Raw genomic sequence first — 19453 nt, forward strand, 5'->3', positions numbered from 1 at the left:
CCCCTTACGTTCGCGACAACGCCTTGCACGGTGAACACTCGTGACGCGGCCGTGCTTGACACGGATTGCAATGGCTTTCGTTGGCTGGGATTGAATTGGGCGGAGGGGATGGGCCTATGCTCGCCCGCATGATCATCGCCATCCCCCGTGAAACGGTGCCGGGTGAAAGGCGGATCGCGCTCGTGGCGGAGAGCGTGAAACGCCTCATCGGCAAGAAGCATGAAGTGGTGGTCGAAAGCGGTGCGGGCCTGGGCGCGGAGTGTTCCGACGACGAGCTGCGGGCCGCGGGTGCCCGGGTCGAGTCGAGCGTCGACGCCCTCTACGCCGCCGCCGACCTGCTGCTCAAGATTCAGCCGCCGGACGAGACGGAGCTGGGCCGGCTCAAGGCGGACTCGGTGCTGGTGAGCCTGGCGTACCCGCTGGCGAATCCGGCGCTGGCGCGAGAGGTGGCGAAGCGGCGGGTGACGTTGCTGGCCGTGGACATGATTCCGCGCACGACGTTGGCGCAGATGATGGATGTGCTCAGCTCGCAGGCGACCATCGCGGGCTACCGCGCGGTGTTGCTGGCGGCGGAGGCGCTGCCCCGGCTGTTCCCCATGTTGATGACGGCGGCGGGCACCATTCCTCCCGCGAAGGTGCTGGTGCTGGGCGCGGGCGTGGCGGGACTGCAGGCCATCGCGACGGCGCGGCGGCTGGGCGCGGTGGTGGAGGCGTACGACGTGCGCAAGGTGGTGAAGGAGCAGGTGGAGAGCCTGGGGGCGCGCTTCGTCAACATCGACATCGCGGACGCGGCGGGCTCCGGCGGGTACGCGAAGGAGCTGGGCGAGGAGGCGAAGCGCAAGCAGGCGGAGGTGTTGGCGACGCACGTGGCGAAGTCGGACGTCGTCATCACCACGGCGCTGGTGCCGGGGCGGCGCGCTCCGGTGCTCCTGCCCGCGGAGATGGTGCGGCGGATGAAGAGTGGCTCGGTGGTGGTGGACATCGCGGCGGAGCAGGGTGGCAACTGCGAGCTGACGCGCGCGGGGGAGCGCTACCGCACCGAGACGGGCGTCACCGTCATCGGCGAGCGCAACCTGCCCAGCCAGATTTCGGTGCATGCCAGTGCGATGTACTCGCGCAACATGGAGAAGCTGCTCGCGCACGTCACCGACAAGGACGGCGTGCTCAAGCTGGATGTCGCGGATGAAATCGTGAAGGGAATGCTCATCACCCGGGGCGGGGACGTGGTCCACCCGGCCGTCGCGGACATGGCCATGGCGGACCTGGCCAGGAGAGAGGGCTGACATGTCGCTGACGCTGATCTTCGGCCTCTACGTCTTCTTCCTGGCGGCCTTCACGGGCTACCAGGTCATCTCCAAGGTGCCGCACCTCCTGCACACGCCGCTGATGGCCTTCACCAACGCCATCTCCGGAATCTCACTGGTGGGCTCGCTGCTCGCGGCGGGTGGGCACTACGGGACGGTGTCCACGATGCTCGGCGCGGTGGCGGTGCTGGCCGCCACCATCAACGTCGTGGGTGGCTTCCTCATCACCGACCGCATGCTGCGGATGTTCAAGAAGAAGGGTGGCGCGCGATGACCCTCTCCCTGACGGAGACGTTCGTCCAACTGCTGTACCTGGGCGCCTCCATCCTCTTCGTGCTGGGCCTGAAGGATTTGGGCGACGCGCAGACGGCCCGGCGGGGCGTGCTGCTCGCGGAGATTGGCATGGTGGCCGCCGTCGCGGGCACGCTGCTGTACGGCGTGGGCGTGACGCAGGTCATCGTGCGCTGGGAGTGGATTGTCGTGGCGCTGCTCATCGGCTCCGCGGTGGGCACGGGCATGGGCCTATGGATTCCCATGACGAAGATGCCCGAGCGCATCGCGCTCTCGCATGCCTTCGGCGGCCTGGCGGTGGGGCTCGTGGGCGTCGTCGAGTACCTCCAGCACGGAGGTCCCCACATGAGCACGCTGCAAATCACCGCCACGGGCCTGGAGGTGGCGCTCGGCGCGCTGACGTTCACCGGAAGCATCATGGCCTTCGGGAAGCTGCAGGGCTTCATCACCGGCCGGCCCGTCACCTACCCGGGACAGAACCTCTCCAACATGCTGATGATTGTCGGCACGCTGGGGCTGATTGGCTTTCTCGTCTATTCGCCCGACGCGTCGTGGGCCTTCTATTCCGTCGCGACGCTGGGCGTGCTGCTGGGGGTGTTGCTGGTGCTGCCCATTGGTGGCGCGGACATGCCGGTGGTCATCTGTCTGCTCAACTCGTATGCGGGCCTGGCCGCGGCGGCGACGGGCTTCGCGCTGGGCAACAACGTCCTCATCATCTGCGGCGCGCTGGACGGCTTCTCCGGCTTCCTGCTGGGCATGATGATGTCCAAGGCGATGAACCGCTCGTTCGCGAACGTGCTCTTCGGCGCGTTCGGCGCGGCACCGGAGGCGAAGGCCGTCACGGAGGGCGCATCTGCTTCGGGTCCGGCGCCCAACGTGGGCAGCGTGGAGGAGGCCGCGGAGGTGCTGCGCGCGGCCCGCTCCGTCATCGTCGTGCCGGGCTACGGCATGGCCGTGTCGCAGGCGCAGCACGCGGTGAGGGATTTGGCCAACGTCCTTCAGGCCAATGGCTGCGACGTGCGCTACGCCATCCATCCGGTGGCCGGACGGATGCCGGGGCACATGAACGTGCTGCTGGCCGAGGCGAACGTTCCATATGACCACCTGTTCGACCTGGACGTCATCAACGACGACTTCACGGCGACGGACGTGGCGCTGGTGGTGGGAGCGAATGACGTGGTCAATCCGGCGGCGCGCTCCAACCAGAGCAGCCCCATCTACGGCATGCCCATCCTCTCCGCGGACATGGCGAAGACGTGTGTCGTGCTCAAGCGCTCGCTCAACCCGGGCTTCGCCGGAATCGAGAACGAGCTCTTCGTGCGCCCCAACACGATGATGGTGCTGGGGGACGCGAAGAAGACGCTGATGCAGTTCACTTCCGCACTGAAGGAGTAGCTCCAAGCGGAGGCGTGGGGCGACTGCGGGCAAGCCCCGGCGCCCCCTCTTTCTGAGCCGAGAGAAGCGTCTCTGACCCAGGAGTGATTGAAGGCATGGCACCGCATCCGTATGTGAATGTGAGGAGGTGTGCCGAGTTATCCGGAATGACGGTGGAGAATTCCATTCCGCATCCTCATTGAGTGTGGACCCTGGCTACCTTCGCGCAGAGACTCTCCGTTGACGAAATCGCGCATCGGCATTCCATTGAGGGATTCGGATGGAGCTGGGGCGGGGCGGAATCAAGGAGTTGGCGAATGGTCGGCGACTCACGGGAAGGAAAGGCCTTGCCGGAGGAGGTTTCGGCGGGCACGACGGAGCCTGAAGGCGGAGGCACCCCCGTGTTCGGTGGCGTCTCCGAGGCGGAGCTCGACGTCTTCGTCAGCAAGCTGCGCACGGACAAGAACCCGCGCGTGCCGGCGGCGACGTCGCGCGCTCGCGGTGACGTGCATGGTGAGCGGCTGCACAAGGGCGTGCGTCGTTCGCTCGTGTCGTCCGTGGTGGAGGAGGAGCCCGCGCCGACGCCGGTTCCCACCGAGAAGCACGCGTGGTTCATCGCGCTGGGCGCCAGGCCCGCGGGGCCCTTCGAAGCGGAGGCCCTGAAGGGGGCGTGGGAGCGTGGCGAGCTGGGGCCTGACTCGCTGTGCTGGCGCGCGGGCTTCGCGGCGTGGCTGCCCTTGGGGCAGGTTCCGGAGCTGCTCCAAACGCTGGCGCCGCTCCCCCTGGAGCTGGAGCTCAGCGCCGCCGTGGACGCGGCCCTGTCGGCCGCTTTCTCCGAGGGGCCGGAGCTGCCCGCGGCCACCGTGGCGGAGGCCTCGGGCATTCCCGCATGGGCCGTCGAGGCGTCCCCACGGGCGACGTCCAGCACCCCGGTTGAAACCGTGGGAACGCACGCGGTGCTCGCCGAAGTCACCGAGGTCTCCGAGCAGGTGGAGGCCCGTTCGCGAGTGGGCGGCTGGTGGTTCACCCTGGCCGGTGGCGTCGCGGGGGGTGTGACGGTCGCGCTCGTCATGGGCCTGTTCGGTCGCTGGGATGGCGCCTCGGCGCTGCTTGCCCGGATGAATGTCGCGGAACTCTTCAAGCCCGCGCCCTCCCAGGTGGTGGCTCCGCCCGTCGTGGCCGTGGCCCCGCCCGTGGTCGCGAGCGCGCCTGTCCCCGAGGCCGTGGCAACGACTCCCGTGTCCGTGCCGGGGGCGGCCCTGGCGGGTGCCGCGCAGGGTGTCTCCGCGCCGACCGGTGGGGGTATCGCGATGGACGTCGTGGCCGCTCCCATCGCTCCGACGTTGCCGCCAGTCGCGGCGGTCCGTCCTTCCCTCGCGGGGGTCGCGGCCGTGGAGCGGGGTGGCGCGGTGCCGGTGCTGGCCGTGTCCGGTGGGGGACTCGCGAAGTCCGTGGGAGCCGCCGCGCCTTCGTCCAGCATGGACCGGGACGTGGAGGCCGCACCGGCGGTCGCCGCCGTGTCGCCGAGGGTTTCCGAGGTCAAGCTGGGTTCCGGAGAGCGGCCCGTGTCGCCGCCGCCCACGCCCGTCGAAGCACCCGTGCGCGCGAGCCCGCCGCAGCCCGGCTCGGATGACGACCTGGGGCCGGATGAGGAATTCGCGCGGGAGCTGGCGGGGCCTTCTCCAGGCTCGGGTGGGCCGGAAGACGCCCCTTCCGTCTACATCCCGCCGGTGGCGCCCATCCAGAATCCGCGCGTGTCGCTGGCGCAGTCGGATGTCTTCGAGGTGGTGCTCGCCAACAAGAGCGAAGTCACCGCGTGCGCGGACGTCAAGCCGCGTCCGGTGGACGAGGGCGCGCGCGTGGTGGTGCGCTGGTCCATCCTTCCGAGTGGAGAAGTGTCCGAGGTCGTCACCGAGACGGCCTCGCTGCGCGGCACGCCGTTCGCGCGTTGCATCGAGGCCAAGGTTGGCGCCTGGGTCTTCCCCAAGCACCATGAGCAGGGGGGGCCGGTGCGGTTCCCATTCGTGTTCTGATCCCACATCAGGAGCGCCCATGCCTGCCTACGTCGTCGTCGAAATCTCGGTGCATGACGTGCAGACCTACGAGCGCTACAAGCAGCTCGCGCCTCCCTCCATCGCCCACTATGGCGGCCGTTATCTCGTCCGGGGTGGGGCGACGGAGGCGCTCGAGGGGACGTGGCAGCCGCCCCGCTTCGCCCTGCTGGAGTTCCCCACCATCGAGCAGGCCCGCGCCTGGTGGTCCTCTCCCGAGTACGCCGCCGCCAAGGCGCTGCGCCACGCGAGCGCCCACACGATGATGCTGTTGATGGACGGGCTGCCGCAGGATGACCGGCACGCGGTGGCCCTGGCGGGCGCCAGCGCCGAGTCCTCGGCTCCCTGAGCGGGTTTCGCCCGCGGTGCCCGCGCGAGCGAGGGGGCGCGCGAATCGGAGTAGCCTCAGCGTTACGCGCCGGACTCCCGTGCTCGCATCTCGCAGGCGGTGGTGCCCGGCCGGAACTGGAGCGCCATGTCTTTCGCCGAGCCCCTCTTGCGCCGCGGGCGTTTCGCATCCGTCCTGCTTCTGTGTCTGCTGTCGGCCTGTGACAACGGGGGAGAGCCGCCGACGGAAGAGGACGTCCTCGTGCAACTGGCCCGCATCCCCGGCCTCACGGTGCGCGAGGAGCCCGCGGGCCCGCAGCTGCCGAACCACCGCTTCTTCGTCATGGAGTTCGAGCAGCCGGTGGACCATGCCCATCCGGACGGCCAGCGCTTCCGCCAGCGTTTGACGCTGCTGCACATCTCGCGCTCCAGTCCCATGGTGCTCTACTCGGGGGGCTACTTCGTCTCCACGGAGCCGTCGCGACGCGAGCCCACGCAACTGCTCGACGCCAATCAGCTCTCCGTGGAGCATCGCTACTTCGGGCCGAGCCGCCCCACGCCGACGGACTGGAGTCAGCTCACCATCCGGCAGTCCGCGGACGACTTCCATCGCATCGTCGAGGCGTTCAAGCCGGTGTATCCCCTGCGGTGGATTTCGACGGGCGCGAGCAAGGGGGGCGAGACGATGGTGTTCTTCCGCCGCTTCCATCCCCAGGACGTGGACGCGACGGTGGCCTACGTGGCGCCCATCGCCCGCTTCGACGATGACCGCTTCATCACCTTCCAGGAGTCCGTGGGCGAGGCGGCGTGTCGGGAGCGGCTGAAGTCCTTCCAGCGCGCGGCCCTGGACCGGCGCACGGCCCTGCTGCCGCTGATGGACGCGAGGGCCCAGCAGCGCGGCCTCACCTTCCAGCACCTGGGCCGGGAGCGAGCCTTCGAGCACGCCATCATCGAGCACTACTTCTACTTCTGGCAGTACGACAGCCTCGCGCGCTGCAACACCGTGCCGAACGACTCAGCGAGCGACTCCGCGCTCATGGACGAGCTGGACGGGCGCGTGGGGCTCGACTTCTTCTCCGACGCGGACGTGGAGGCCTATGGCCCGTATTTCTACCAGGCCGCCGTGGAGCTGGGGCACCCGAGGCCCTTCGAGGTCCACCTGGCCAGCCAGCTCCAGCATCCGGGCACCGACGTGCCCGCGGTGTACGTCCCGCCCGGCCTGAGCCCCGTGTTCCGTCCGGAGGCGATGCCGGACATCCAGGACTGGGTGTCCACCCAGGGCGAGCGGCTGATGTTCATCTACGGCGGCCATGACCCGTGGAGCGCGGCGGCGTACGAGCTGGGTGGGGCTCGCGAGGCCGTGCTCTACACGGTGGCGGGAGGCAATCACGGCGCGCGCATCTCGCAGCTGCCGGAGGCTGAACGCAACGAGGCCCGGGAACTCTTGCACCAGTGGGCTGGCGTGAGTCCCCAGGCCTCGGGGCTGCAATCACTGTCGTGGCGGCTGGAGCCAGAGGGCGAGGAGTTCGGTCCCCGCCCTCCGCGCTCACGTCAGCGTTAGTTCACGCCGACGGCGGTCCAGCTCTCCTTGACCTTCGCCACCTCGGCCGAGTCCGCGCCGTACAGGTCCGTGGCCGCGGTGATGGTCGCGGCGCGGGCCTGGGCGAACGTGGTGTTCGGCGTCATGTAGTGGGCCAGGGCGCGGTAGTAGATCTTCAGGCCCTTGTCCATGCCGATGCCGTCCTTGACCTCGAGCTTGGACGTGCTGTTCGTGCCGCCGTTCGCCAGCAGGTAGAAGGCGTTGTTCGCGATACCGCTCGACCCGTGGACTTCCGTCTGCTTCGGGTAGTCCTTGTAGTTGTCGATGGAGTACCCGTCCTTCTTCGGGTCGTTCATGTAGCGCAGGCCGTCCTCGTTGGAGCCGTTCGTCGGCGTCCAGGCGGTCTCGCCCACCGTCCAGTTGAACTTCACCTCGGGGTTCTTCGTGGACGCGTACCACTCCACGCCCGCGCCCATGATGTCGCTGAACGCCTCGTTCAGACCACCGGACTCGTTGCGGTAGATGAGGCCGGCGGTGCGCTCCGTCAGGCCGTGGGTGATCTCGTGGCCGGCGATGTCCAGCGCGGTGAGCGGGCCGGACGTCTTGCCGTCTCCGTCGCCGTAGCTCATCTTCGTGCCGTCCCAGAACGCGTTGACGTAGTTGGTGCGCACGTGGACGAAGGAGTTGAGCGCCTCGCCCGCGCCGTCGATGGAGTCACGGCCCAGGATTTCCTTGTAGAAATCGTAGGTCATCTCCGCGCCGTAGTGCGCGTCCACGGCCGCCTTGGTGCGCGGGCCGTCGGAGGCCTCGCCCCAGACGTTGTTGTCGTCGGTGATCTGCGTCTTGCCCGACGCCGTCGTCTTGTTCATCGCGTCGTAGGTGTTCACGCCCTTGCCGCGCGTGCCGTCCTCGAGCGTGTACTTGCCGTCCGCGCCCTTCGTGGTCTCCAGCGCGACCTTGCCGCTGTACAGCGAGGTGTCGTCCACCGTCTTGTTGGTGGGCTCCTCGACGGGGGGCGTGGTCTCCGTCGGGGTGATGCTCACGCCCCAGCCGTTCAGCGTGCCCTTGTCCAGCCGGGCCTTGTCCTCGACGGTCAGCGTCCACTCGCCCTTGGCGCTCTCACCGGCGAACGCGCTCAGGTCGAACGAGCCCTTCACGTCGTCCGTGCTGCCGCCCTTGCGGTCGTGCACCACGGCGCTCGTGCCGGAGGGGCTGGTCAGCGTGACCTTCAGGTCGCCCTTGAACGTGTGGGCGATGTCCAGGTCCAGCTTCAGCTTGTCGATGGTCACGTCCTTGTCGAACGCGATCTTCGACGTGACGGTGCCCTGGTCGGCGATCTCCGTCTTCGTGGTGGACGTCGCGGTGATGGGCTCGGGAGCCGCCGCGCCCTTGGGGGCCGCGCGGTTCGAACCGTAGAACCCGCCAATCTCGTTGAAGGACTCGAAGACCTTCCCGGTGTTCGCATCCACCAGGTAGTTCATCTTCTGGGGGCGGTCCTGGCCCTCGATCGCCTGCATCTGGACGCGGTACGCGGAGTGATACTCGCCGGCCTTGTCCTGGTAGATGACCCGCTCGGCGTTCGGCTGCTTGTCCGGCTTCAGGCCGAACTCCTTGCGCGCGATGTCGATGGCGGACTGCGTGTTCAGCTTGGGCAGCTCACGGCCCAGGCCCGCCGGCACCGTGGACTGCTCGCCGGTGACGCCGGTGACCTTCCCGTCCTTGTCCAGGTGGGAGATGATCTGCTCACCGAAGACCTTCACGCCCTCGTGAACGCGGTCCAGGCGGACGTGCGTCATGCCGAGCGCGTCGCGCTCGACGTTGGCGGGAACGAACGTGGTGGGCTGGGGCAGCAGCGTCTGCGCGCCCTTCAACGGGTTGATGTGGTTCAGCGAGGCCTGCACGGCCTGCTGCGCCTCGGGGCTGGTCAGCGCGATCCGGCCAGGACCAGCGGGGGCCTGGGTCAGCGTCTTCTCCGCACGCGCCAGCTCCGTGGGACGCGCCGAGGGGCCGAAGCCGTCCTTGGTGGTCAGCGGGGTGGCGGCCTTCGCCGTGTTCTTCGGCTGGGCCTCGGTGGTTGCGGGACGGACGCTGACGGGCTTGGTGTCGACTCGACGGATGGTCATTCGAAGCTCATTGACAGCGGGGGATGCCAGGATTGTCGCGCTGACGTCACATGGAGTTTCGGATCTCAGTGCTGCGACGCGCCATCCCCGCTTTCTCCGCTTATTTTTGCCAGTGTTTCAGTGATTTCAGCCCTCTTGTGAGACTGGAGGTGTGTCTCGTTCTGCCAGGGGTGGAATCGGAGGGGGCTGTGGGTGGAGTCCGAGCCGACTCGTGGGCGGGGCTCCCGGGAATTAACGGTGAATTATCCCGGCATTTTTCCACCCTCAAAGGGGGAGAAATGAGGGTTTCCGGGGAGCTGGGGTGGATCAGCCCCGGTAGGACGGGGTTCCGGCGCGCTCGTGCTCGGGGACCTCGATGACCTGGGTGTCCGCCAGGTAGTCGTGGATGCAGCGCCGGTCCTCCCGGAAGATGCAGAGCGCGTCGGCAAGGCCAGACACGCACAGCAGCTGGTTCAGGATGCTGGGGAGCAGGTTTCGCAAGAGGAGGATTCGGACGAGTGAAACATGGCTCCCGTCCATCCTCACCACGCGGATGTGGCGCCAGCGCTTGCCCAGGCTCTGTCCGTTCTTCGCCGCGAGGTAGAGCTGCACGCCGCACAGCAGGAGGGAGCCGAGGACTCCGCCCAGCAGGAAGACGAGCGAGAAGAGCTCCCGGCCCGGCAGGTCTTCGGTGAGCGCCATCATGACGAGTCCCACGGTGAAGGGGACGAAGACGACGATGGAGTCCACCAGGTTGGCGAGGAAGCGGTCTGCCCGGGAGGCCAGCGGTGGCAGGGCCCTCACCGCGCAGAAGCCGCAGTAGCGCCGCCCGTCGCGCGCCCACCGCAGGCAGTCGTGGCACGCGAAGGTGCCACAGCGCTGGCAAGCGGCGGTGGCGGTCATCTCCGGGTGGAAGGCACAGCGGGCGTCGAGCGATGGGCTCGTCGCGGGGTCCAATGAAGACATGGCGGCTCCAGGCGGGGCTCAGGGCACGCCGAAGAACGAGACCTCGAGCACTCGCACGAAGAGGTTGCAGGCCGCGTGAAACAGCGCGGCGCCCACGACGGTGCCGGTGCGCTCGCGCATCCATCCGAACAGCAGGGCGGGGAAGAAGACGGACAGGCGCCACGCCTGGAAGATGGCCAGGTGCCCCAGGGCGAACAGCACCGCGGTCACCCAGAAGGCGGGGCCCAGCCGCACGCCCAGGAACTTGCGCCCCTGCGGCCACGCGTCGCGCAGGCGCGTCTGCAGATAGCCCCGGTAGAAGAACTCCTCGGGCAGCGCCACGACGAAGAGTTGATCCACCACCCACTCCCCGAAGCGCGGAGGCAGCCGGAGGCGGAAGTGGGCCTCTCCGCCCAGCGGCGTGAGGTGGCGCGCGAGTGTCTCGGGCAGGTGCGGCAACAGCTCCGCGAAGCCGGCGAACGCCAGGAAGAAGAGCGGGCCCACCACCGCGGAGAACAACAGGAACAGGCGCACGTCCTCGCGCCACGCGCGCAGGGACAGGCCGTAGTCGCGGTAGTCCTCGTCCCGCCAGCGCATGGGGATGAGGGGCAGGTAGAGGAAGCCCACCGTCGCCACCAGTTTGGGGATGCTGGTGCCGCCGAAGATGAGGAACGCGGCGATGATGCCCGCGAAGCCCAGGGCCCACAGGCCCACGGCTTCCTGCACGGCGTTGGGACGCCAGGGGGTCGCCACCGTTTGACTCATGGCTCGTTCGCGGAGGTGAGGGTGAGCTTCACCTCGCCCAGGGGGAGCACCCTGCAGCCGCTCCGGGTGCGTTGCACCACCACCGCCACCAGTCGCCCGTCCGCGTCGAACAGGGGACTGCCGGGGGGCAGGGCCAGGGGGACATCATAGAAGGGCGCCGGTGCGCGCGCGGCCTGGGCCGCTTCGGGCTTCGCGGGGCGATTCCGGGCGCCAGGGATGACGCCCACCACCCAGCGCCCCGCCAGGCTGTCGCCCTCCTTGAGGAGGCGCACGGGCACGGCGGGGTAGGCGCCATCTGGCGCGGCGACGACGGCGACCTTCAGCGCCACGTTGGCGAGCAACACCCGCGCGGGCAGGGCCTGCCCCCCGTGCTCCACCGTGGCGACGTTCATGCCCACGTACTCCAGGCCCACGGGGTCCATGGAAGTGAGCACCTGCCCCGCGGTGCCCACGAAGATGCCCGGGCCGGCGCGTCGGGGACCGCTCACCTTCACCACCGAGCGGCTGTGCTGCTCCAGCACCCGCTGGAGGTCGGCGCGCGAGGGCCGCCCCGGGTCCGCCGAGGCGGCGGGCAGGGTGACGAGACACAGTGCGAGGGCGAGCGGAGACAGGCGGGACATCGGCGCGCGCCGCAGCCTATCACCGCCCGGCGCGCAGCGCGGTGAGGAAGCGTTCCGCCGGCAGCGTGTTCAATACGTCCTGCTTTCGGGCCCAGCCGCGCCGCGCGGTGGCCACGGCATAGGCCAGGTTGCCGAGGTCCTCCTTGCGGTGGGCGTCGCAACTGACCACCAGCTTCACGCCGAGCTGGGTGGCCTTCCGGACATACTCAGCCTTGATGTCCAGCCGTGCGGGCTTGCCGTTGATCTCCACCGACACCCCGCGCTTCGCGGCGCGCTCCAGGATGTCCTCCATCCGGAGCGGGTAGGGCTCGCGGCTCTGGATGAGACGGCCGGTGGGGTGTCCGAGGATGTGCAGGTGCGGGTTGTCCATCGCGGTGAGCACCCTGCGCGTCATCTGTTCTTCATCCATGCCGTGGCGCACGTGGATGGAGGCGATGACGACCTCGAGCTGCTCCAGCACCTTGTCGTCATAGTCGAGCGCGCCGGACTCCAGGATGTCCACCTCGATGCCCTTGAGCAGTCGCATGCCGGGCACCGCTTCGTTGACGCGGTCGATCTCCTCCCACTGGCGCTTGAGCGCCTCCACCTTGAGGCCGCCCGCGTAGATGGCCGCCTCGCTGTGCTCGGTGATGGTGAGGTACTTCAGGCCCAGCGCCTTCGCGGCGAGCGCCATCTCCTCCAGCGAGTTGCGTCCGTCCGACCAGGTGCTGTGCGCGTGGACCGCGCCCTGGACGTCGTCCATCGTGACCAGGTCGGTGGGGAGCTTCCCCGCGCGCGCGGCCTCCACCTCGCCATTGTCCTCGCGCAGCTCCGGGGGGACGAACTGCATGTCGAGCAGCGCGTAGAGCGCCGCTTCGTCGTTCACCTGAAGCTTGGTGCCGTCGTCGCGGTGAACGCCCCACTCGGAGATCTTCATGCCCCGCTCGTGGCCCAGGTTGCGCAAGCGGATGTGGTGGGCCTTGGAGCCGGTGAAGTGATGCAGGGCGGTGGCGAAGTCCTCGTCCGGCAGGACGCGCAGGTCCACCTGGAGGTCTCCCGCCTCCATGCGCACGGAGCACTTGCTGTCGCCCTTGCCGAGCACGGTGGCGACACCGGGCGAGGTGGCCAGGGCGTCCAGCACGGGCCCGGCGACCGCGGCCGAGGCGATGATGTCCACGTCCGACACCGTCTCCGCGCGGCGGCGCACGCTGCCACCCAGGCTCGCGCGCACCACGCCGGGCGAGGCGCGCACGCGCTCCAGCAGGGCCTCGGCGATGGGGAGCACGTCTCCCAGGAGCTTGCGCTCGCCGCGAGCGCGCCGGAACAGGGCGATGCCCTCCAGAATCTTCGCCTCGCTCTTCGCTCCGAAGCCCTTGAGCTCGCGCACGCGGCCCTCGCGGCAGGCCGCTTCGAGCTCCTCGACGGAGCCGATGCCCAGCTCCTTCCAGAGCGCGGCGACCTTGCGCGGGCCGATGTCCGGCAGCTTCATCAGCTCCAGCAGGCCTGGGGGGAACTTCGCCCGCAGGTCCTCGAAGTAGGTCATCCGTCCGGTGGTCACCAGCTCGGAGATCTTCTCGGCGAGCGCGGGGCCGATGCCCGGGAGGCTCTCCAGGCGTCCTTCCGAGACGATGGCGCCCAGGTCCTGGGTAAGGCCGAGGATGCGGTCGGCCCCCATGTCGTAGGCGCGAGAGCGGAAGCCATTCTCGCCCTGGAGCTGGAGCAGCAGGGAGATGTCCCGGAGGACCTGGGCAACGGTGGCTTTGTCGACGATGGGAGCGGTCACGGCTGGAGTCACGCGGAGGAAGGTAATGCCCGGGGAACGGGGATGCAGGCCGCTCCTCGTTATGGGAAAAGGACGGCGATGACGAAGATCAAGCTCGGACCGGCGGACTTCGCCGAGAAGGAAATGCGCGGCTACGAAGTGGGCAAGCGCAACGTCTGCATCGCGAAGATTCACGGCCGATACAAGGGCCTTGATGATTGGTGCAACCACGCGGGCTGCCTGCTGTCCGGAGGTCGCCTCGAGGACAACCTCGTTGTCTGCCCGTGTCATGAGGTCGGCTTCGACATGGATACGGGCCGGAACGAGACCTCCCCGGGGGTCTGTGACGACCAGCCGACAGTGACGGTCGAGGTCCAGGACGGCGCCCTCGTCGTCGACCTCCCCGACAATTCCTGAAGCACCAGACGCAACGGAGTCCTCTTCATGGCACACGACGGACACGACCATGACCCCCGTCATGGCGACGGACACGGGCATGACCACGGCCACGCGCGCGGGAATGACCCTGTGCGCACTCATGCACACAAGCATGAGCATGGGCACAGCCACCCCCATGAGCACGGCGACGGGCAGTCCCACGTGCACGAGCACACCCACGCGCATGAGCACCCGCACGAGCACGGGGGCCATGAGGGCGATGCCCACGACCATGCCCATGCGCACGAGCACGGAGGCCATGACCATGGACATGACCACGGCCACAAGGGCGATGCCCACGACCATGCCCATGCGCACGGGGGCCACGAGCACGGGCATGACCACGGCCACGGGCACGAGGGCCATGCCCACAAGCACGAGGGCCACGGGCATGACCACTCCCATGCGCACGAACACGGGGGCCACGAGCACGGCCACTCGCACGAGCAAGGGGGCCATGACCACGGCCACTCGCACAAGCAAGGGGGCCATGACCACGGCCACTCGCACGAGCAAGGGGGCCATGACCACGGCCACTCGCACGAGCATGGGGGCCATGGCCACGGACATGCGCACGAGCACGGGGGCCACGACCACGGCCACTCGCACGGGCACGCGGGTCATGACCACGGCCACGAGGGGCATGGCCACTCACATTCACACGACCACGGCCACACCCATGATGCTGCGGAAGGGAACGTGCCGCGGGAGCACAAGTCGCGTGCGCCGGTCCACGTCAGCGCCTTCATCGTGACGTGCTCGGACAGCCGTGACGCCGCGCGTGACGCGAGCGGCAAGGTCCTTCGTGAAGGGCTGGAGGCCGCGGGCCACGGCATCGCGGGTTACGTCGTCGTGAAGGACGAGCCGGAGGCCATCCGGGCCGCGGTGGCGGAGGCCCAGTCCTCGGGCGCTCGGGCCATCCTCTTCACGGGGGGGACCGGGATTGGCCGGCGCGACACCACCGTGGAGACGCTGCGGGCTTTGTTTGAGAAGGAGCTGCCCGGCTTCGGCGAGCTGTTCCGCATGCTGTCGTACCGACAGATTGGCAGCCCCGCGATGATGTCCCGGGCGACCGCAGGCACGTATCAAGGAATGATAATTTTCGCACTTCCGGGCTCGCCCCAGGCCGCGCGACTGGCCCTGGACGCGCTCATCCTCCCCGAACTGGGCCACGCGGTGCGGGAACTCACTCGATAATCAACATCCGGGAATTCTGGCGTTTGGCCGTTGATACGGTTTTTCTGTATTGGGGCTGGTTTGAGGATTGACCCGCAGGCAACGTTTACGCAGAGTAGTCAACATTCGCTGCTCTGTCGCGAATAGGTTTGCAGGTCGTCCCCCACAAAGCAGACCTCCCGAAAGAGGAGGAGCCCCATGCACATGAAGCGATTGGCTTCGTTGGTGTTGATGCTCGGTTGTGTCTCGGCGTTCGCGAAGGCGTCGGAGCGAGAGGTGTGGATCACTCTCGGCTCGGACGCGCTTTCGGAGGTGAACGCCGCGTTCATCGTCGCGGGGGCGAAGGTTCCCTCACTTGCAGGGCAGAAGGGCGACGTCGTCGCGCTGAAGCTGCCCGAGTCGGAAATCAACCGGGTCTCCCGGGTGATGCACGACAAGCTCAACCGCTGTGGTGGTTTCGTCTACCACGACACGGAGGCGGAGGCCCTCGCGGCCATCGCGGGTGTCGGCCAGACGCAGCTCAGCCCTCTGGCGGTGACGTACACGCTGGACAACGGCCCGGTCGTCAACACGCTGCTCGGGAGCATGACCGAGGCGAACATCCTGGCGAACATCACCCACCTCTCCAGCTACGCCACGCGCTATTACACGTCCGCGACGGGCGTGCAGGCGGCGAACTGGCTCAAGGGCCTGTGGGAAGGTTACGCGGGAGCGCGTGCGCAGACGGGTGGTGACGTCACCGTCCAACTGTTCACCCACGCGGCGTGGGCGCAGCCGTCCGTCATCCTCACCATCACCGGCACGGAGACGCCCTCGGAGATCGTCGTCGTGGGCGGTCACCTGGACTCCACCAGCTCCTCCGGCAATGCCCCTGGCGCGGATGATGACGCGTCCGGCATCGCCACCCTCACCGAGGTCATCCGCGTGGCCATGGCCAACGGCTACCACCCGGCCAAGACGGTGAAGTTCATGGCCTACGCCGCCGAGGAAGTGGGCCTGCGTGGCTCCAAGGAAATCGCCGACCAGCACAAGAACCAGGGAGCCAACGTCATTGGCGCGCTGCAGCTCGACATGACGAACTTCAAGGGCTCCACCATCGACGTCGCGCTGATGACGGACTTCACGAACGCGGCGCAGAACACCTTCATCACCAGCCTCATCTCCGCCTATGTCCCGGGCGTGCAGGCGGCGAACTCCACGTGCGGTTACGCGTGCTCGGACCACGCCTCGTGGACGAACGCGGGCTTCGCCGCGTCGATTCCGTTCGAGGCGCTGATGGGCCAGCACAACAGCCTCATCCACACCTCCGGCGACACGCTGGCGAAGAGCAACAACACCGCGACGCACGCGCTCAAGTTCGCGAAGGTCGCGGGCGCGTACGTGGCGGAGCTCGCCAAGGGCACCGCGAACCTCGCCGACAGCGAGCCGCCCACCGTGAGCCTCACGGCCCCCTCCGATGGCGCCACCGTGTCCGGCAGCGTCACGCTCTCCGCCACCGCCGCGGACAACACCGGCATCGGCCGCGTGGAGTTCCTGGTGGACGGCAACGTCGTGGGCACCGCCACCGCGTCTCCGTACTCGGCCTCGTGGAACTCCGCCGCCGTCGCGAACGGCAGCCACACCGTGGTGGCGAAGGCCTACGACCTCATCGGCAACACCGCCAACAGCACCTCCATCTCCGTCACCAGCAGCAACGCCTCCAGCAACGCCATCTACGACACGGTGCTGCGCGTGCCGCGCTGCTCCAACGTGGGCAACGTGTGTGACTCCACCACGCTGCTCAATGGCCGCGCCGGCCTGGGGCCCGAGCTTCACGCCCCCAACACCATCAACAACTCCTGCGCGGACGGCCTCTCCGGCGCGTACCACGCCGACGAGTCGAACGACCGTATCCGGGTGTCCACCGTCAGCGGCGCGCCCTTCGCGGCGGGCCAGACGGTGCGCGTGGAGGCCACCGTGTGGGTCTTCGCCGTCCGGCCGGACAAGCTGGACCTGTACTACACGGCGAACGCCAACAGCCCGGTGTGGACGAAGATCGCCACCGTCGCCCCGGTGGCGACCGGCCAGCAGACGCTGACCGCCACGTACACGCTGCCCGCCGGCACGCTGCAGGCCGTGCGCGCCCGCTTCCGCTACAACGGCAGCGCGGCGCCCTGCGGGACCACCTCGTACGACGACCACGACGACATCGTGTTCGCCGTGAGCCCGTAGCCACATAGGATGCCCCCCGCGCCCCCTTCCCGGTTCGGAAGGGGGCGTGGACTCCCGGGACGCCAGGTCTCGGGAAGCGTGGGCGGCGGGCCGCCGTTCCAGGAGCATTTGGGAGCCCCGACGTGACACGCCGCTCGAAGTCGAATCCCGGCCTGAGCCCCCGGGCGGCCGAGCACCTGCGCCCCCGGCTCGACGCCTTCCTGGCCTCCACGGATGCCCGGGCCCGCATCGGGTTCGACCCGGTGGAGTTCCCCCACCGCTACAAGGACGCTCGCGACATCGAGGTGAGCGCGTTGCTCGCCTGCGCGCTGGCCTATGGCCGCGCGGACCTGTTCCGTCCCAAGGTGGACTCGCTGCTCCAGCGCATGGGGCCATCCCCCGCGGCGTTCGTGCGCGCGCTCGACATTCCGGGAGCGAAGGCGCTGCTGGATGGCTTCGTCTATCGCTTCAACGTGGGCACCGACGTCGCGGTGTTGCTGTTGGGCATGGGACGCGCGCTGCGGGAGCATGGAGATTTGGAGTCCCTCTTCGTCCAGGGGCTCGTCGCCGAGGGGAGTCTGCATGGCGCGCTGGGCGCCTTCACCACCGCGCTGCGGCGCGTGCCGCTCGAACCCTTGCGCGCGGCGATGGGACCCGAGCGAGGGCTCCACCACCTGCTGCCTTCCCCGCTGGGGCCGGGCGCCGCCAAGCGGCTGAACCTGTTCCTGCGGTGGATGGTCCGAGGCCCGGACGCGGTCGACTTCGGCATCTGGAAGCGGGTGACACCCTCGGTCCTGATGATTCCGTTGGACACGCACATCGGCCGTATCGCCGGGCACCTGGGCCTGACGCGTCGCAAGGATTTGACCTGGCGCACGGCGGAGGAGGTGACGGCGTCGCTGCGGGCCCTGGATGCGGAAGACCCCGTCCGGTACGATTTCGCGCTCTGCCACTATGGGATGAGCGGGGCGTGCCCGGCGCAGCCGGTGCCGGAGAACTGCGAGCGCTGTCCGCTCCTGGGCGCCTGCCTTGTGGGGCCGCGCGTGGTGGCGGCGGCGACCCGTCGGGTCCCTGGTGCCTCGCGACCGCGGGGTTCCTCGGTGTCGCGCAGGGAACGTCGTTGACCGTGGGGCGCTGGAGCGCTGCAATCCGGTCGGGTGTCTCCGTGTCTTCTTGATGGGGACATCGAGGCCTCCCCGGGCCGAGGAGCGTGAAGCGGTGTTCGCAACACTGGTGGCGGTGCCTCCGGCGGTGGCGGAAGCAGTGGAGCGCGGCGTTCGCGCATCGGGAGCGGGACAGCACTGCCACGTGTTGTGCGTGACGGGCACCGATGTGATTGCCTCTCCGGTGGAAGAGGGGCTCCTGGTGACGTGGGATTCAGGGGGCCCGCTGGAGGACGTGCTCGCGGACGTGAGTCGACTCCACGCGCTCCGGGTTTCGGCTCGCACGCACCTGGTGGTGCTCACGACGCGCGCGGACGCGGAGACGCAGGCGATGGCGGAGGCCGGAGCCGACGAGTGCGTGGCCTCCCCGGCGACGGGCTGGGGCGCGCGACTGGCGGCCTTGCGTCGGCGCATGGAGACGGAGACGGGCGAGCGGGATTTGCAGGCCCTTCGCCGCACCTGTGAGTTCCTCCGCAGCGCGCTGGATGCGGTCCCTGAGCCGCTCTTCGTGAAGGACCGGCAGCACCGCTGGGTGGCGCTCAACAGCGCCTTCTGCCGCTTCATGGGGCACCCCGCGGAGGCCTTGCTGGGCCGCTCCGACCACGAGTTCGTGCCCGCGCACGAGGCGGACAGCTTCTGGCGCAATGACGAGCAGGTGTTCCGCTCGGGTGTCCCCGACGAGACGGAGGAGACCCTGACCGACCGGACGGGACTGGCCCGGGTGCTGGTGACGAAGAAGGCCACGTTCAGCGGCGCTGGAGAGACGTTCCTCGTGGCCATCATCCGCGACATCACCGACCGAAAGCGCCTGGAGTCGCAGCTCCTGCTCGCCGAGCGGATGGCGTCGGTGGGCACGCTGGCGGCCGGAGTCGCGCACGAAATCAACAACCCGCTGGCCTATGTCACCTCCAACCTCGCGTTCGTGAGGGACCTGCTGGCGCAGCAGGAGCTGTCCTCGGAGCAAATGCCCGAGCTGCGAGAGGTCGTGTCGGACGCCCTCGACGGAGCCGGACGGGTCTGCGCCATCGTCCGGGACCTGCGCACCTTCGCTCGCGGGGACGAGGATCATCACGGTCCGGTGGACGTGCTGCGCGCGGTGGAGGGCGCGCTGCGGTTGGTGCGCAACGAGCTGACGCACCGGGCGCGCGTGGTGTGCACGCTGGAGCGCGTGCCGCCCATTCACGGCAACGAGGTGCGGCTGGGGCAGGTGGTGCTGAACCTGTTGGTGAACGCCCTCCAGGCGCTTCCTCCGCGTCCCGTCGAGGAGAACCGGGTCCGTGTCAGCCTGCGCACCGGACGCGTGGGGCAGGTGGAGCTGGAGGTCACCGACAACGGGATGGGCATGGCGCCGGAAGTCCAGCGGCGCATCTTCGACCCCTTCTTCACCACGCGCTCGGTGGGGGAGGGGACGGGGCTGGGCCTGTCC

Annotated in this window: 16 protein-coding genes; 11 read left to right on the top strand and 5 right to left on the bottom strand. The window is 68.8% G+C overall.

Annotation, left to right across the window (positions count from 1 at the left end):
* Nucleotides 1–116: 116 nt before the first annotated feature.
* From HR086_RS30065 to HR086_RS30090, 6 genes are all read left to right on the top strand, one after another.
* The gene (locus tag HR086_RS30065) at nucleotides 117–1283 is read left to right on the top strand and encodes a Re/Si-specific NAD(P)(+) transhydrogenase subunit alpha (protein ID WP_254626525.1); all 1167 of its coding nucleotides are present in this window, start codon (nucleotides 117–119) and stop codon (nucleotides 1281–1283) included.
* 1 nt (nucleotide 1284) lies between these two features.
* On the top strand, nucleotides 1285–1578 hold the full coding sequence (locus tag HR086_RS30070; RefSeq protein WP_141646315.1) for an NAD(P) transhydrogenase subunit alpha: 294 nt from the start codon (nucleotides 1285–1287) through the stop codon (nucleotides 1576–1578).
* Nucleotides 1575–2990, top strand: coding sequence for an NAD(P)(+) transhydrogenase (Re/Si-specific) subunit beta (locus HR086_RS30075; RefSeq protein ID WP_174467349.1), 1416 nt, complete (start codon nucleotides 1575–1577; stop codon nucleotides 2988–2990). The genes HR086_RS30070 and HR086_RS30075 overlap by 4 nt, the downstream gene beginning before the upstream one ends.
* A gap of 326 nt (nucleotides 2991–3316) precedes the next feature.
* Nucleotides 3317–5002, top strand: a complete 1686-nt coding sequence (locus HR086_RS30080; RefSeq protein ID WP_174461954.1) for a GYF domain-containing protein — start codon at nucleotides 3317–3319, stop codon at nucleotides 5000–5002.
* 19 nt (nucleotides 5003–5021) lie between these two features.
* Nucleotides 5022–5369, top strand: a complete 348-nt coding sequence (locus HR086_RS30085) for a DUF1330 domain-containing protein (protein ID WP_141646318.1) — start codon at nucleotides 5022–5024, stop codon at nucleotides 5367–5369.
* Between the two features lie 126 nt (nucleotides 5370–5495).
* Complete coding sequence (locus tag HR086_RS30090; RefSeq protein ID WP_174461955.1) at nucleotides 5496–6908, top strand: S28 family serine protease; 1413 nt, start codon at nucleotides 5496–5498, stop codon at nucleotides 6906–6908.
* Here HR086_RS30090 and HR086_RS30095 read toward each other — a convergent pair.
* From HR086_RS30095 to polX, 5 genes are all read right to left on the bottom strand, one after another.
* The gene (locus tag HR086_RS30095) at nucleotides 6905–9010 is read right to left on the bottom strand and encodes a M4 family metallopeptidase (protein WP_141646320.1); all 2106 of its coding nucleotides are present in this window, start codon (nucleotides 9008–9010) and stop codon (nucleotides 6905–6907) included. The genes HR086_RS30090 and HR086_RS30095 overlap by 4 nt on opposite strands.
* Before the next feature lie 306 nt (nucleotides 9011–9316).
* Nucleotides 9317–9955 carry an RDD family protein gene (locus HR086_RS30100; protein WP_254614363.1) on the bottom strand — a complete coding sequence of 213 codons (639 nt, stop codon included), beginning with the start codon at nucleotides 9953–9955 and terminating at the stop codon, nucleotides 9317–9319.
* A gap of 18 nt (nucleotides 9956–9973) precedes the next feature.
* Nucleotides 9974–10699 (bottom strand): myxosortase MrtX, encoded by a 726-nt coding sequence (gene mrtX, locus HR086_RS30105; RefSeq protein ID WP_174467350.1) that lies wholly within the window; start codon nucleotides 10697–10699, stop codon nucleotides 9974–9976.
* A complete protein-coding gene (locus HR086_RS30110; RefSeq protein ID WP_174461956.1) occupies nucleotides 10696–11319 on the bottom strand; it encodes a serine protease in 624 nt (207 codons plus the stop codon). Before HR086_RS30110 ends, mrtX begins: the two co-directional genes overlap by 4 nt.
* A gap of 19 nt (nucleotides 11320–11338) precedes the next feature.
* Nucleotides 11339–13081 (bottom strand): DNA polymerase/3'-5' exonuclease PolX, encoded by a 1743-nt coding sequence (polX, locus tag HR086_RS30115; RefSeq protein ID WP_174461957.1) that lies wholly within the window; start codon nucleotides 13079–13081, stop codon nucleotides 11339–11341.
* A gap of 78 nt (nucleotides 13082–13159) precedes the next feature.
* Here polX and HR086_RS30120 point away from each other — a divergent pair, with 78 nt between their 5' ends.
* The 5 genes from HR086_RS30120 to HR086_RS30140 form a co-directional block, all read left to right on the top strand.
* The gene (locus HR086_RS30120) at nucleotides 13160–13477 is read left to right on the top strand and encodes a Rieske 2Fe-2S domain-containing protein (protein ID WP_141646325.1); all 318 of its coding nucleotides are present in this window, start codon (nucleotides 13160–13162) and stop codon (nucleotides 13475–13477) included.
* A 720-nt stretch (nucleotides 13478–14197) separates the two neighbouring features.
* Entirely contained in the window at nucleotides 14198–14695 is a 498-nt protein-coding gene (locus HR086_RS30125) for a molybdenum cofactor biosynthesis protein B (protein ID WP_174455038.1), read from the top strand.
* 183 nt (nucleotides 14696–14878) lie between these two features.
* Nucleotides 14879–16885 (top strand): M20/M25/M40 family metallo-hydrolase, encoded by a 2007-nt coding sequence (locus HR086_RS30130; RefSeq protein ID WP_306663454.1) that lies wholly within the window; start codon nucleotides 14879–14881, stop codon nucleotides 16883–16885.
* Nucleotides 16886–17007: 122 nt separating this feature from the next.
* Nucleotides 17008–17988: a TIGR02757 family protein gene (locus HR086_RS30135; protein WP_174461959.1), complete on the top strand. Its 981-nt coding sequence runs from the start codon at nucleotides 17008–17010 to the stop codon at nucleotides 17986–17988.
* 94 nt (nucleotides 17989–18082) lie between these two features.
* Nucleotides 18083–19453, top strand: a 1371-nt coding sequence (locus tag HR086_RS30140; protein WP_174467351.1) for an ATP-binding protein, incomplete at its 3' end; no start/stop codon positions are given.

It is taken from the genome of Myxococcus sp. CA039A, assembly GCF_013336645.1.
In the GTDB taxonomy this organism is placed as follows: domain Bacteria; phylum Myxococcota; class Myxococcia; order Myxococcales; family Myxococcaceae; genus Myxococcus; species Myxococcus llanfairpwllgwyngyllgogerychwyrndrobwllllantysiliogogogochensis.

Coding starts and splice junctions, on each gene's coding strand:
- HR086_RS30070 (WP_141646315.1), top strand. CDS start 1,285: ATGTCGCTGACGCTGATCTTCGGCCTCTACGTCTTCTTCCTGGCGGCC.
- HR086_RS30110 (WP_174461956.1), bottom strand. CDS start 11,319: ATGTCCCGCCTGTCTCCGCTCGCCCTCGCACTGTGTCTCGTCACCCTG.
- HR086_RS30090 (WP_174461955.1), top strand. CDS start 5,496: ATGTCTTTCGCCGAGCCCCTCTTGCGCCGCGGGCGTTTCGCATCCGTC.
- HR086_RS30065 (WP_254626525.1), top strand. CDS start 117: ATGCTCGCCCGCATGATCATCGCCATCCCCCGTGAAACGGTGCCGGGT.
- HR086_RS30120 (WP_141646325.1), top strand. CDS start 13,160: ATGACGAAGATCAAGCTCGGACCGGCGGACTTCGCCGAGAAGGAAATG.
- HR086_RS30100 (WP_254614363.1), bottom strand. CDS start 9,955: ATGTCTTCATTGGACCCCGCGACGAGCCCATCGCTCGACGCCCGCTGT.
- HR086_RS30075 (WP_174467349.1), top strand. CDS start 1,575: ATGACCCTCTCCCTGACGGAGACGTTCGTCCAACTGCTGTACCTGGGC.
- HR086_RS30095 (WP_141646320.1), bottom strand. CDS start 9,010: ATGACCATCCGTCGAGTCGACACCAAGCCCGTCAGCGTCCGTCCCGCA.
- mrtX (WP_174467350.1), bottom strand. CDS start 10,699: ATGAGTCAAACGGTGGCGACCCCCTGGCGTCCCAACGCCGTGCAGGAA.
- HR086_RS30130 (WP_306663454.1), top strand. CDS start 14,879: ATGAAGCGATTGGCTTCGTTGGTGTTGATGCTCGGTTGTGTCTCGGCG.
- HR086_RS30085 (WP_141646318.1), top strand. CDS start 5,022: ATGCCTGCCTACGTCGTCGTCGAAATCTCGGTGCATGACGTGCAGACC.